A 13,599-nucleotide genomic window follows, 5' to 3' on the forward strand; every position below is an offset into this window, starting at 1 on the left:
ATCCGATGCCGACCGACCCGATCCGACCCCGACCGCGTACCCCGGGAGCACGAAGGGCAGTTCGCGATGGCTCAGCAGTCGTCCCCACCCCCCACCGGCGGCCCCTCCGGCGCGGTCCCGGGCCTGCCCCGTGAACAGTGGGGCACCCGGGCCGGTTTCATCCTCGCCGCGATCGGCTCCGCCATCGGCCTGGGCAACATCTGGCGTTTCCCCGCCGTCAGCTACGAGAACGGTGGCGGCGCCTTCCTCCTGCCGTACCTCATCGCCCTGATCACCGCGGGCATCCCGCTGCTGATCCTGGAGTACACGATCGGCCGCCGGTACCGGGCCGCGCCGCCGGGTGCCTTCCGCCAACTGGCCCGTCCCGCCGAGGCGATCGGCTGGTGGCAGGTCGCCATCTGTTTCGTCATCGCGACCTACTACGCGGTGATCCTCGCCTGGGCCGTGCGCTACGTGGGCTTCTCGGTCGGGCAGCGCTGGGGCGACGACCCGGACGGCTTCCTGTTCGGCGACTTCCTGCGCACCGCCGACACGCCGGGCTCCTTCTCGGTCTTCGTCCCCGGTGTGTTCTGGCCCCTGCTCGCCGTGTGGCTGGTGGTCCTGGCCATCCTGGCCCTGGGCGTGCGCCGCGGCATCGAGCGGGCCAACAAGATCTTCATCCCGCTGCTGGTGGTCTTCTTCCTGATCCTCGTGGTCCGCGCGGTCACCCTGGAGGGCGCGGAACTCGGCCTGGACGCCTTCTTCTCCCCCGACTGGGAGGCGCTGACCTCCGGCACCGTCTGGGTGGCCGCCTACGGACAGATCTTCTTCTCCCTGTCCATCGGCTTCGGCATCATGATCACCTACGCCTCCTACCTGCGGCGACGCGCCGACCTGACCGGCTCGGGTCTGGTCGCCGGCTTCGCCAACAGTTCCTTCGAGATCTTCGCCGGCATCGGCGTCTTCGCCACCCTGGGCTTCATGGCCACGGCCGCCGGTGTGGGGGTGGACGAGGTGGCCACCTCCGGGCTGGGTCTGGCCTTCGTGGCGTTCCCGCAGATCATCTCGGAGATGCCGCTGGGCGGGTTCTTCGGCGTGCTCTTCTTCGGCTCCCTGGTGGTCGCCGGCATCTCCTCGCTCATCAGCATCGTGCAGGTGGTGGTCTCGGCCGTGCAGGACCGCACCGGCATGGCCCGCGTCCCCGCCGTGCTGTCGGTCGGCGGTCTGATCGCCGTGGTCTCCCTGCTGCTCTTCCCCACGGACGGCGGGCTGTACGTGCTGGACGCGGCCGACCACTTCATCAACCAGTACGGCATCGCGCTGGCCGCCCTGGTCATCGTGATCACCGTCTCCTGGATCCTGCGCAAACTGCCCGTCCTGCAGGCGGACGCCGACGCGACCTCGGCGATCCGGCTGGGCCGCTGGTGGCGGTTCTTCCTGGCGGTGGTCACCCCGCTGGTGCTGGGCTGGATGATGATCGACAGCCTGATCGACGAGTTCTCCGAGAACTACGAGGGTTACGCCACGTCGTTCCTGCTGTGGGCGGGATGGGGTGTGGCGGTGGCCGCGCTGCTCTTCGGCGTGGTGATGACACTGCTCTCCCGGCGGGCCGGACCGCCGGCCGACGCCGGGGCGAAGCGGGGCGCCCTGGGCGCCCCACCGGGACCGCCGAACACCCCCGGCGGCCCGGGCACCTCCGACACCCGCGCCCCCCGGGAGCGGGGACGCACCGACCGGAAGGGGAACCCCTGATGTCCGCGGGCGCCGTCATCATGATGATCGTCGCGATCGGTCTGGTCTGGGGCGGCCTGGCCGTCGCCCTCGTCCTCCTGCGCCGCCACCCCGACCCGGGCTCCGGGCCCGAGGCCGATCTGCACCCCGAGCCCCCGCCCGGGGCGACGGGTCCTCCCGGCGGACCGGCGGGCCGCCCCGGGCCCTGACGTCCCGGCCGGGCGCGCCGGCCGCCGGGATCAGGCCCAGCGGGGGGTGCGGGAGAGCACCACCGCGGCGGCGACCGTCCCGGCGGTGGAGGTCCTCAGCACGGCGGGACCCAGCCGGACCGGCCGGGCGCCCGCCTCCCCCAGGGCGGTCAGCTCCTCCGGAGCGATGCCGCCCTCCGGGCCCACCACCAGCACCACCGGTCCCCCGGTGGTGGGGTCGAGGGCCCGGACCAGGGGCACGGACGCCGATTCGTGCAGCACCAGGGCCGTCCCACCGGCAGCGATCGCCCCCGCGATCAACGCGGCCACGCCCTCGGTGGTGTGCGCCCCGGTGACCTCGGGGAACCGCAGCCGACGGGACTGCTTGCCCGCCTCCCGCGCGGTGTTCCGCCACTTGGTGAGCGCCTTCTCACCGCGCTCGGCCCGCCAGCGGGTCACGCACCGCGCGGCCTGCCACGGGACGATCGTGTCCACCCCGGTCTCGGTGAGCGTCTCCACGGCCACCTCGCCCCGGTCGCCCTTCGGCAGCGCCTGCACCACGGTCACCGGGGGCTCGGGGACCGGCTCCCGGCGCACCGCGGTCACCACCGCGCGCAACCGGTCGCGCCCCTCGACCGCGACCACCTCGCCGGCCACGCCGTGGCCCAGTCCGTCGGCGAGGATCAGTTCCTCACCGATCCGCAGCCGCTTCACCGAGACGGCGTGCCGGCCCTCCGGACCCTCCAGCCACAGCTCCTCGCCCGTCCGGGCACCGGCGACGGCCCCGTGCACGAAGAGCGGGGCGGTCACCGCCGGGTCCCCCGGCCGCCCGACCGCCCCTCGGTGGACCGGCTCACCGGCCGCTCCAGGCGTCCTTGAGCCGGGAGAACAAGCCCTGCTGGCCCGGCTGGAACTGGCCCGTGGGGCGTTCCTCGCCGCGCAGCGCCGCCAACCGGCGCAGCAACTCCTCCTGCTCGGCGTCGAGCTTGGTCGGCGTCTGCACCTCGACGTGCACCACGAGATCGCCCCGGCCGTTCCCCCGCAGGTGGGTGACCCCGCGGCCGTGCAGCGGGATGGACTGCCCCGACTGCGTGCCGGGTCGGATGTCCACCTCCTCGGTGCCGTCCAGGGTCTCCAGCGGCACCTTGGTGCCCAGCGCGGCGGCGGTCATCGGCACGGTCACGGTGCAGTGCAGGTCGTCACCGCGCCGCTGGAAGACCTCGTGCGGCTTCTCGCGGATCTCCACGTACAGGTCGCCGGGCGGGCCGCCACCGGGACCGACCTCGCCCTCGCCGGCGAGCTGGATGCGGGTGCCGTTGTCCACACCGGCCGGGATCTTCACCGTCAGCGTCCGGCGCGAGCGCACCCGGCCGTCCCCCGCGCACTCCGGGCAGGGGGTGGGGACCACGGTGCCGAAGCCCTGGCACTGCGGACACGGTCGGGAGGTCATCACCTGACCGAGGAAGGACCGGGTGACCTGGGAGACCTCACCGCGCCCGCGACACATGTCGCAGGTCTGCGCGGAGGTGCCGGGCGCGGCCCCCTCGCCGTTGCAGGTGTTGCAGACGGTGGCGGTGTCCACCTGGATCTCCCGGGTGGTGCCGAAGGCCGCCTCCTTGAGGTCGATCTCCAGCCGGATCAGGGCGTCCTGACCTCGACGGGTGCGCGACTTCGGCCCGCGCTGGGCGGCGGTGCCGAAGAAGGCGTCCATGATGTCGGAGAAGTTGCCGAACCCGGCGCCGCCGAAGCCCGCACCGGCCGAGGCGCCGCCCATCGGGTCGCCGCCCAGGTCGTACATCTGCTTCTTCTGCGGGTCGGAGAGCACCTCGTAGGCGGTGTTGATCTCCTTGAACCGCTCCTGCGTCTTGGGGTCCGGATTCACATCCGGGTGCAGTTCCCGGGCCAGACGTCGGAACGCCTTCTTGATCTCATCCTGCGAGGCATCTCGCTGCACACCAAGGACGGCGTAGTAGTCAGTCGCCACTTATTTCTCCGCGAGGATCTGTCCGACGTATCGGGCCACCGCGCGCACGGCACCCATGGTTCCGGGGTAATCCATCCTGGTGGGGCCGACGACACCCAGCTTGGCCACGGCCTCGTCACCGGAACCGTATCCCACCGCCACCACCGAGGTGGAGGTGAGCCCCTCGTGGGCGTTCTCCCGCCCGATGCGAACGGTCATCTCCGAGTTCCCGGCCTCACCGAGCAGCTTGAGCAGCACCACCTGCTCCTCCAGCGCCTCGAGCACCGGGCGGATGGTGAGCGGGAAGTCCTGCCCGAAGCGGGTGAGGTTGGCGGTGCCGCCGATCATCAACCGCTCCTCGGTCTCCTCGACCAGGGTCTCCAGCAGGGTGGCGAGCACGCTCTGCACCGTCCCCCGGTCCTCGGCGTCGAAGGACTCGGGGAGGTCCTGCACCAGGCGCGGAACCTCGGTGAAGCGCTCACCCGCGATGCGGGCGTTCAGCCGGGCCCGCAGATCGGCCAGGGACGCCTCCCCGATCGGGGCGGGGCAGTCGATGACCCGCTGCTCGACGCGGCCGGTGTCGGTGATCAGCACCAGCATCACCCGCGCGGGGGCCAGGGCGAGCAACTCCACGTGCCGCACCGTCGAACGCGAGAGCGAGGGGTACTGGACCACGGCGACCTGCCGGGTCAACTGCGCGAGCAGGCGCACCGTGCGACCCACCACGTCGTCGAGGTCCACCGCGCTCTCCAGGAAGCTGCGGATCGCCCGGCGCTCGGCCCGCGAGAGGGGCTTGACGTCGGCGAGCTTGTCCACGAAGAGCCGGTAGCCCTTGTCCGTGGGCACCCGACCCGCGCTGGTGTGGGGCTGGGCGATGTAGCCCTCCTCCTCCAGCGCCGCCATGTCGTTGCGCACCGTCGCCGGGGACACCCGCAGGTTGTGCCGCTCGGTGAGGGCCTTGGACCCCACCGGCTCCTGGGTGCCCACGTAGTCCTGGACGATCGCCCGCAACACCTGAAGTCTGCGTTCGCTCAGCATGCCGCGCACCTCCCGTCCGGCCCGTTACCCGCCCTGCTGTGCCGGCACTCCCGTCCGGTGAGTGCCAGAGGTCCCGGAGCCAGTGTACGGCCGGGTACCGCGGCCGGGGAAAGCCCGCCCGCTCGACGGTATCGCGCGCCGGTGCCCCCGCGCCGGCCCCGGTGGGGGGACGAGGGTGCCGGTGGTGACCGGGAATCGCCGCACGCCGGTGCGGGAGCGGCCCGCGGGCCCCACCGGGAACGGCCGTCCGCCGGGGGCGTCCCGGGGCCGACGGGTACGGTCGACGGCATGGCGATCACCGACCCGAACGACACCCCCGGGGACACCCCCTCCGTGCGCGGGACCGGGCCCGGGGCGCCCGCGGAGGGCCGGGAGCACGCCCCCGGCGAGGGCGCGGGGCCCGCCGGGGAGGACGGCTGGGAGCGGGTCGCGCCGGGCGTGCTGCGCCGTCGGCTGCCCGGCTGGGACGCCACGGTGGGCCTGGTCGTCGGGCCGACCGCGGCCGTGCTCGTGGACACCGGGTCCACCCCGTCCGAGGGTGCGGCGGTGCGCCGGTCGGCGGAACGGGTGGCGGGTGTCCCCGTGCGACACGTCCTGATCACGCACCCGCACTTCGATCACCTGTTGGGGCTCGGCGGCCTCCCGGACACCGTGCCCGTGGCGGCGGCCGGCACCCGGGCCCTGCTCTCCGGGGACGTGCCGGCGGCGGGCGTGCCGGCGGACCCGGCGGGCCTCGTGGCGGACGCCGTCCGGCACGGCCTGGACCCCGACTCCGCCCGCGCCGCCGGCGAGGCCCTGACGGCCGGCCGGTGGGAGTGGCGGGAGGTGCCCCCGGCCGGGAACGCCGCGTCGATCCCGACCCTCGACCTGCCCGCGGAGACCCACCCGGCCGGGCGCCGGGTGGTGGCGGTGGGGCTCGGCCCCGCCCACACCCACCACGACCTGGCCCTGCTGGTGACCGGCGCGCCGGGAATTCCGCCGGTGGTCTTCTGCGGGGACGTGGTGGAGGAGTCCGGCGAGCCGCAGGCCGGCCCGGACGCCCACCCCGCCGGCTGGCCCGGGGCGATCGACCGACTGCTGCGCGTCGCCGGCGAGGGGGCCCGTTACGTGCCCGGCCACGGAGCGGTGGTGAACGCCGCCTTCCTGCGCTCCCAACGCGCGGCCCTGGCGGGACGGTTCGCGGCGTCCACCGAGGGGTGAACACCGGGGGCCGCCCCCGCGGCGCCGGGGGACGACACCCCCGCGCGCTCACCGACCGGACGGGGACGTCGTTCTAGACTCGGCCGGTGCGCATGCGTGAGTACGGCCCCGACCTCACCCCGCCGTGGAAGCGGAAGCGGGCCCCCGTGCCCGAGGTCCCCGCCGAGCCCGACCTGGTGGTGGAGGAGGCGGTCACCGGCTTCTGCGGGGCCGTGATCCGGTGCGAGCGGACCGCGCAGGGCCCCACCGTCACCCTGGAGGACCGCTTCGGCAAGCAGCGGGTCTTCCCCCTGGAACCGGCGGGTTTCCTGTTGGAGGGCCGGCCGGTGACCCTGGTCCGTCCGCGCCCGGAGCGCGCGCCGGACCGGCCGGGCGCCCCGGCCCCGGGGCGGACCGCCTCCGGATCGGTGGCCCTCCCCGGGGCCCGAGCCCGGGTGGCGCGCGCCGGGCGGATCTACGTCGAGGGGCGCCACGACGCCGAACTGGTGGAGAAGGTGTGGGGTGACGACCTGCGGATCGAGGGGGTCGTCGTCGAGTACCTGGAGGGCATCGACGACCTTCCGGCGATCGTCGCGGAGTTCTCCCCCGGACCCGACGCCCGCCTGGGCGTGTTGGTGGACCACCTGGTGCCCGGCAGCAAGGAATCCCGCATCGCGGCGGAGGTCTCCGGGGAGCACGTGCTGGTCACCGGACATCCCTTCGTGGACGTGTGGGAGGCGGTCAAGCCCTCCTCGGTGGGCATCGACGCCTGGCCCCGGGTGCCGCGGGGACAGGACTGGAAGACCGGGGTGTGCCGGGCCCTGGGCTGGCCGGGGAACACCGGCGCCGCCTGGCGGCGCATCCTGGGGTCGGTGCGGTCCTACCGGGACCTGGAGCCGGCGCTGCTGGGCCCGGTGGAGCACCTCATCGACCACGTGACCGTGGGCGGCCCCACCGGCCCCTGACCCGCGCGAACGCGGGGCCAGACGGTCCCGGCCCCGCCCCGGGAGCGCGTCCGGGACAATGGAACCCATGCCTTCCATCCCCCTCGGGGGCGAGCCGGTCCCCGCCGACGGCTCGCTGCCGCCCGGCGCGCTCGACGGCGCCGCCGGCCGCCCCCTCGGCTTCTACCTGCACGTCCCCTTCTGCGCCTCCCGCTGCGGCTACTGCGACTTCAACACCTACGTCGCCGAGGAGCTGCGCGGCCCCGAGGGCGCCGGGGTGAACCGGGAGAACTTCACCGACCTGTTGATCGAGGAGATCCGGCTCGCCCGCAAGGTGCTGGGGGACGATCCCCGCCCGGTGGAGACCGTCTTCCTGGGCGGCGGCACCCCCACCCTGCTGCCGGTGCGGGACCCGGGACGGCTGCTGGAGGCGCTGCGGCAGGAGTTCGGGCTGGCGCCGGACGCGGAGGCCACCATCGAGGCCAATCCCGAGTCCGTGGACCCCGCCCGGCTCGCCGCCCTCCGCGAGGCCGGCTTCACCCGGATCTCCTTCGGCATGCAGAGCGCGCGCGAGCACGTCCTGCGGATCCTGGACCGCCGGCACCGGCCCGGGCGCCCGGAGGAGTGCGTGGCCGAGGCCCGGGCCGCCGGGTTCGACCACATCAGCCTGGACCTCATCCACGGCACCCCGGGCGAGAGCGACGACGACTGGCGGGCCTCCCTGGAGGCGGCGATCGGTGCCGGCCCGGACCACCTGTCGGCCTACTCGCTCATCGTGGAGGAGGGCACCGCGCTGGCCCGCCGGGTGCGGCGGGGCGAGATCCCGTCCATCGACGACGACGTGCACGCCGACCGGTACCTGATCGCCGAGGAGACGCTCTCCGCCGCCGGGTTCTCCTGGTACGAGGTCTCGAACTGGGCGACCTCGCCCGCCGGGCGCTGTCGCCACAACGAGCTGTACTGGACCGGCGGCGACTGGTGGGGCGCCGGCCCCGGCGCGCACGGCCACGTCGGCGGGGTGCGGTGGTGGAACGCGCGCCATCCCGGCGCGTACGCCCGCGCGCTGACCGAGGGGCGTTCCCCCGGCGCGGGAAGGGAGGTCCTGACCGCCGCCGAGCGGCGCGTCGAGCGCGTCCTGTTGGAACTGCGCATGGTCGAGGGCTGCCCGCTGGAGGTGCTGGAGCCCGCCGGTCGCGCCGCCGCCGAGCGGTACCTGGGCGACGGCCTGCTGCGGGAGGACGCCTTCGCCGCGGGACGGGCGGCCCTGACCCTGCGCGGCCGGCTGCTGGCCGACGCGGTGGCCCGGGACCTGGTCGACTGACCCGTCCGCGCGCCCGCCCCCGGTCCGAGGCCCGTCCGACGCCCGGCGGGCACGCCGAGGGGGCGGGACCCCGTGGTCCCGCCCCCGTCGCACGATCCGGTCAGCCGACCTTGGCGCCGTCGTACATCTCCTCGATGAGGTGGCCGTACTCCTTCTCCACCACCGGCCGCTTGAGCTTCAGGCTCGGGGTGAGCTCCCCGTGCTCCACGTCCAGGTCGCGCGGCAGGATGCGGAACTTCTTGATGGTCTGCCAGCGCTGGAGACCCTCGTTGAGCTGCTGCACGTACCCGTCGACCATCTCCCGGGTGCGGGGATCGGCGACCACCTGCGCGTAGTCCGAGCCCTCCAGGCCGTTCTCCTGCGCCCAGGCCATCAGGGAGACCTCGTCCAGGGCGATCAGCGCGGTGCAGAAGTTCCGGTCCGCGCCGATGACCAGGATGTTCGAGACGTAGGGGCACACCGCCTTGAACCGGCCCTCGACCTCGGTCGGCGCCACGTACTTGCCGCCGGAGGTCTTGAACAGGTCCTTCTTGCGGTCGGTGATCCGCAGGTAGCCGTCGTCGGACAGCTCGCCGATGTCACCGGTGTGGAACCAGCCGTCCGGCTCCAGCACCTCGGCGGTCTTCTCCGGCAGCCCGTGGTAGCCCTCCATGACACCGGGCCCGCGCAGCAGGATCTCGCCGTCGTCGGCGATGCGCACCTCCAGGCCGGGCAGCGCCTTGCCGACGGTGCCGGTGCGGTAGGCGGTGCCCGGGTTCACGAAGTTGGCGGCGCTGCTCTCGGTCAGGCCGTAGCCCTCCAGGATGTGGATACCGGCACCGGAGAAGAAGTAACCGATCTCCGGGGCGAGCGCCGCCGACCCCGAGACGCAGGCCCGCATCCGACCGCCGAAGCGCTCGCGCAGCTTGGAGTAGACGAGCTTGTCGGCGACCGCGTGCTTGACCCGCAGGCCCAAGGGCGCGGTGCGCACGCCGGTGCGGAAGAAGTTGTCCTGGGTGACCCGGCCGTACTCCTTCGCGACCCCGGCCGCCCACGTGAAGATCTTGTACTTGGCCGCGCCGCCCTCCCGGGCCTTGTTGGCGGCACCGTTGTAGACCTTCTCGAAGATGCGCGGCACGGAGGCCATGTAGGTGGGGCGGACCACCGGCAGGTTCTCGATGATCTTCTCGACCCGACCGTCCACGGCGGCCGAGTGACCGATCCTGATCTGGCCGGCGATCAGCACCTTGCCGAAGACGTGGGCCAGCGGCAGCCACAGGTAGGAGAGGTCGTCCGGCTCCATCAGCTCGATGGCCTCGATGGCGTACCCCATGTAGGACCACGCGTCGTGGCGCAACCGCACGCCCTTGGGCCGGCCGGTGGTGCCGGAGGTGTAGATGAGGGTGGCCAGCTGGTCGGCGCGCAGCGAGGCCACGGACTCCCGCACCGCCTCGGGGTTCTTCTCCAGGTGGGCGCGGCCGCGCTCGGCCAGCTCCTCCAGGGAGAGCACCCACCCCTCCGGGTCCTCCGGGGCGGCCACCGCGTCGGCGGTCTCGATGACGACCACGTGCGCCAGGTCCGGCAGCTCGGAGCGGCGCTCACGGGCCTTCGCGAGCTGCGCGGCGTCCTCCGCGATCAGGACGCGGCTGCCGGAGTCCTTCAGGATGAAGGCGGTCTCGTCGGCGTTGGTCTGCGGGTACACCGTGGTGGTGGCGGCGCCGGCGCAGAGGATGCCGAGGTCGGCGAGGATCCAGTCCACCCGGGTGGAGGAGGCGATGGCCACCCGCTCCTCGGGGCGGATGCCCAGGGACATGAGTCCGGCGGCGATGGCGAAGACGCGCTGCGCGGCCTCGCCCCAGGTGTAGGCGCGCCAGTCGTCGGGGCCGTCGCCGGCGGAGGGCACCGGGTAGCGGTACGCCTCCTTGTCGGGGGTTGCCTCGACCCGATCGAGGAAGAGGTGCGCCACGGACGGCGGACGATTCTCGATCGGATTCTGCTTCTCGCTCACGACTTCCTCCGGGTCCCGCACTTCTTTGGGGTGACTCACGAGTAACCTCGAGTGGCGCTCACCCTAGATGGGCCGGCGCTCCCGCGTAAGAGTCCGTGTGCCGGTCGATATGAGCCTGTGCCCATTCTACGGCCCGGAGGATCGACGCGAGGGGGAGCCGCGAGGCCCCCCTCGTGCACCGGGGCATCGCGGCCGGTCGACGGGCCCCGGGGCGGGGAAGCGGGCCCGGAGGGCCCGCCCCCCGGGGGGCCCGCCCGCCGTCGCGGCCCGTCGCCGACCCCGCCTCCCGAACGGTGGGCGGGTTCCCCCGTCCGGGGGATCGGATCGGGCCGAACGGGTCGGACGGCCGGGGCGGTGTGTCGGCCCCGGCCGTCCGACCCGTTCGCCGTCGGGGTCGGCGGGTCGCCTACTTGCCGCGCCCCTTGTTCTCGCCGCCGCCGTCGGAGTCGGAGGAGAGCGCCGCGATGAACGCCTCCTGCGGCACCTCCACCCGGCCGACGACCTTCATCCGCTTCTTGCCCTCCTTCTGCTTCTCCAGCAGCTTCCGCTTGCGGGAGATGTCACCGCCGTAACACTTGGAGAGCACGTCCTTGCGGATGGCGCGCACCGTCTCGCGGGCGATGACCCGCGCGCCGATGGCCGCCTGGATCGGGACCTCGAACTGCTGCCGGGGGATCAGCTCCCGCAGCTTGGAGGCCATCTTCACGCCGTACGCGTAGGCCTTGTCGCGGTGCACGATCGCCGAGAAGGCGTCCACCTTGTCGCCGTGCAGCAGGATGTCGACCTTCACCAGGTCGGCGGCCTGGTCGCCGGTGGTCTCGTAGTCGAGGGAGGCGTAGCCGCGGGTCTTCGACTTCAGGGCGTCGAAGAAGTCGAAGACGATCTCGGCCAGCGGCAGGGTGTAGCGCAGCTCCACGCGCTCCTCGGAGAGGTAGTCCATGCCCAGCAGGGACCCGCGCCGGCTCTGGCACAGCTCCATGATCGCCCCGATGAACTCGCTGGGCGCGATCAGGGTCGCCCGCACCACCGGCTCGCGGACCTCGGCGATCTTGCCGGTCGGGTACTCGCTGGGGTTGGTCACCACGTGCTCGGTGCCGTCCTCCATCGTCACCGTGTAGACGACGTTGGGGGCGGTGGCGATCAGGTCGAGGCCGAACTCCCGCTCCAGGCGTTCCCGGATGACCTCCAGGTGCAGCAGCCCCAGGAAGCCCACCCGGAAACCGAAGCCCAGCGCCGCCGAGGTCTCCGGCTCGTAGACCAGCGCGGCGTCGTTGAGCTGCAGCTTGTCCAGGGCGTCGCGCAGGTCCGGGTAGTCCGAGCCGTCCAGCGGGTACAGGCCGGAGAACACCATCGGCTTGGGGTCCTTGTAGCCGCCCAGCGCCTCGGTGGCACCCTCGCGCTGGTGGGTGACGGTGTCGCCCACCTTGGACTGCCGCACGTCCTTCACCCCGGTGATGAGGTATCCCACCTCACCCACCGACAGGCCGTCCGCGACGGTCATCTCCGGGGAGCTGACACCGATCTCCAACAGCTCGTGGCCGGCGCCGGTGGACATCATCCGGATCCGGTCGCGGTGCCCCAGCCGACCGTCGACCATCTTCACGTAGGTCACCACGCCCCGGTAGGCGTCGTAGACCGAGTCGAAGATCATCGCGCGGGCCGGGGCGTCGGCGTCGCCGACGGGGCGCGGCACCCGGCGCACCACCTCGTCCAGCAACTCCCCCACGCCCTCGCCGGTCTTCGCCGAGACCCGCAGCACCTCGTCGGGCTCGCAGCCGATCAGGTGCGCCAGCTCGCCCGCGAACTTCTCCGGCTGCGCCGCCGGCAGGTCGATCTTGTTGAGGACCGGGATGATGGTGAGGTCGTTCTCCATCGCCAGGTAGAGGTTGGCCAGTGTCTGCGCCTCGATGCCCTGGGCGGCGTCGACCAGCAGCACGCACCCCTCGCAGGCGGCCAGCGAACGGGAGACCTCGTAGGTGAAGTCCACGTGGCCCGGGGTGTCGATCATGTTCAGGATGTGCGCGGTGCCCTCGTACTCCCACGGCATCCGCACGGCCTGCGACTTGATGGTGATGCCGCGTTCCCGTTCGATGTCCATCCGGTCCAGGTACTGCGCGCGCATCTGCCGGTTGTCCACCACCTCGGTGAGCTGGAGCATCCGGTCGGCGAGGGTCGACTTGCCGTGGTCGATGTGCGCGATGATGCAGAAGTTGCGGATGACGGCCGGATCGGTGCGGCTCGGCTCCGGAGCGTTCGAAAGGGTCGTCGCGGGCACGCGGGGTCCTGTCGGGTGGAGGTCTGGGATTCTGCGGGCCGGGAGGGACCGGCGGGCCGGGCCCCGGGTTCCCGGGATGATAGGGGGTTCTCCCCCCATGGTCCCATGACGACGCGGGGCGGCCGTACCCCACCGTCGCAGGGCCGCCGCCGGGCCGGTTCCCCCGGCGGCCCGACGCGATCCGGCACCGGCACCGCGCCGATTCGACCCCGCCGGTGAGGGGCCGGCCCGCCGATTGGGACCCGGACTCGGCCCGCTGGTAGAGTCGTCTGCCGTGCCTCCGTCCCGCGCGCGCGTCGGCTCCGACCGACGGCGGGGACCGGGCGCCGTCCCCGCCCCGGCACCGCGCCGGAGACCACCGGGGACACCCGTATCGGAACCCCCGACCCCGAGAAGGCTCATTTCGTGGCGAACATCAAGTCCCAGATCAAGCGCATCAAGACCAACGAGAAGGCCCGGCAGCGCAACAAGGCCGTCAAGTCCGAGCTGAAGACCGCCATCCGCCGTGCCCGCGAGGCCGTCGCGGCCGGTGACGCCGAGCAGGCCGGCGCCGCCACCCGCGCCGCCTCCCGCAAGCTGGACAAGGCCGTCAGCAAGGGTGTGCTGCACCCCAACAACGCCGCCAACAAGAAGTCGGCGCTGGCCAAGCAGCTCGGGTCGCTGAACGCCTGACCCCTTCGCGGGTGACGGTTCCCGTCGGGCCCCCGGCCGGACGGACGAACCGACACGCGCCGGGGAGCGCACGCCCCTCGAGCCGATCCCGTTCCGGAACCGGCGGCCCCTCTCTCCGCCCCGGACGGTGCCGGGCCCCGCACACGTCCGACGTTCGCCACGTGCGTGCGTGCGGCGCCCGCCCCGGTGATCCCGAGACCGCCTCCGGCGCATCGGACACCGGGTATCCCGATCGCGTGACGTTCCCCCGAGCCGGGTCCCTCCCTTCGAGGAGGGGCCCGGCTCGGCGTTTCCGGGGTGGGGCACGCCGGCCCCTCCGCCC

General features: G+C 73.2%; 11 protein-coding genes. 6 read left to right on the forward strand and 5 right to left on the reverse strand.

What is annotated here, in order from left to right; all coding sequences use genetic code 11:
• Nucleotides 1-66: 66 nt before the first annotated feature.
• Nucleotides 67-1,731 (forward strand): sodium-dependent transporter, encoded by a 1,665-nt coding sequence (locus FOE67_RS04550; RefSeq protein WP_182660660.1) that lies wholly within the window; start codon nt 67-69, stop codon nt 1,729-1,731.
• Nucleotides 1,731-1,919, forward strand: coding sequence for a methionine/alanine import family NSS transporter small subunit (locus FOE67_RS04555; RefSeq protein ID WP_182660662.1), 189 nt, complete (start codon nt 1,731-1,733; stop codon nt 1,917-1,919). Before FOE67_RS04550 ends, FOE67_RS04555 begins: the two co-directional genes overlap by 1 nt.
• 30 nt (nt 1,920-1,949) lie before the next feature.
• On the opposite strand, the gene FOE67_RS04560 is transcribed toward FOE67_RS04555, so the two are convergent.
• From FOE67_RS04560 to hrcA, 3 genes are read right to left on the reverse strand one after another with little or no spacing between them, the layout of a single operon-like run.
• Entirely contained in the window at nt 1,950-2,708 is a 759-nt protein-coding gene (locus FOE67_RS04560) for a 16S rRNA (uracil(1498)-N(3))-methyltransferase (protein WP_182660664.1), read from the reverse strand.
• Nucleotides 2,709-2,751: 43 nt separating this feature from the next.
• Entirely contained in the window at nt 2,752-3,882 is a 1,131-nt protein-coding gene (dnaJ, locus tag FOE67_RS04565) for a molecular chaperone DnaJ (protein WP_182660667.1), read from the reverse strand.
• Nucleotides 3,883-4,899 carry a heat-inducible transcriptional repressor HrcA gene (gene hrcA / locus FOE67_RS04570; RefSeq protein ID WP_182660669.1) on the reverse strand — a complete coding sequence of 339 codons (1,017 nt, stop codon included), beginning with the start codon at nt 4,897-4,899 and terminating at the stop codon, nt 3,883-3,885.
• Nucleotides 4,900-5,187: 288 nt separating this feature from the next.
• Here hrcA and FOE67_RS04575 point away from each other — a divergent pair, with 288 nt between their 5' ends.
• From FOE67_RS04575 to hemW, 3 genes are all read left to right on the forward strand, one after another.
• Nucleotides 5,188-6,099 carry an MBL fold metallo-hydrolase gene (locus tag FOE67_RS04575; protein ID WP_182660671.1) on the forward strand — a complete coding sequence of 304 codons (912 nt, stop codon included), beginning with the start codon at nt 5,188-5,190 and terminating at the stop codon, nt 6,097-6,099.
• Between the two features lie 92 nt (nt 6,100-6,191).
• On the forward strand, nt 6,192-7,043 hold the full coding sequence (locus FOE67_RS04580; protein ID WP_182660681.1) for a DUF3097 domain-containing protein: 852 nt from the start codon (nt 6,192-6,194) through the stop codon (nt 7,041-7,043).
• A gap of 67 nt (nt 7,044-7,110) precedes the next feature.
• Nucleotides 7,111-8,343 (forward strand): radical SAM family heme chaperone HemW, encoded by a 1,233-nt coding sequence (gene hemW / locus FOE67_RS04585; RefSeq protein WP_438874182.1) that lies wholly within the window; start codon nt 7,111-7,113, stop codon nt 8,341-8,343.
• A gap of 100 nt (nt 8,344-8,443) precedes the next feature.
• Here the strand turns inward: hemW and FOE67_RS04590 are convergent, their stop codons facing one another.
• Together FOE67_RS04590 and lepA are read right to left on the reverse strand one after the other, a co-directional pair.
• Nucleotides 8,444-10,330 (reverse strand): AMP-dependent synthetase/ligase, encoded by a 1,887-nt coding sequence (locus FOE67_RS04590; RefSeq protein WP_182660675.1) that lies wholly within the window; start codon nt 10,328-10,330, stop codon nt 8,444-8,446.
• 406 nt (nt 10,331-10,736) lie between these two features.
• Nucleotides 10,737-12,605: a translation elongation factor 4 gene (lepA, locus tag FOE67_RS04595; RefSeq protein ID WP_182660677.1), complete on the reverse strand. Its 1,869-nt coding sequence runs from the start codon at nt 12,603-12,605 to the stop codon at nt 10,737-10,739.
• A gap of 405 nt (nt 12,606-13,010) precedes the next feature.
• Between lepA and rpsT the strand changes: the two genes are divergently transcribed.
• The gene (gene rpsT, locus FOE67_RS04600) at nt 13,011-13,277 is read left to right on the forward strand and encodes a 30S ribosomal protein S20 (protein WP_182660679.1); all 267 of its coding nucleotides are present in this window, start codon (nt 13,011-13,013) and stop codon (nt 13,275-13,277) included.
• Nucleotides 13,278-13,599: the final 322 nt, after the last annotated feature.

It is taken from the genome of Streptomyces calidiresistens, assembly GCF_014141525.1.
In the GTDB taxonomy this organism is placed as follows: domain Bacteria; phylum Actinomycetota; class Actinomycetes; order Streptomycetales; family Streptomycetaceae; genus Streptomyces; species Streptomyces calidiresistens.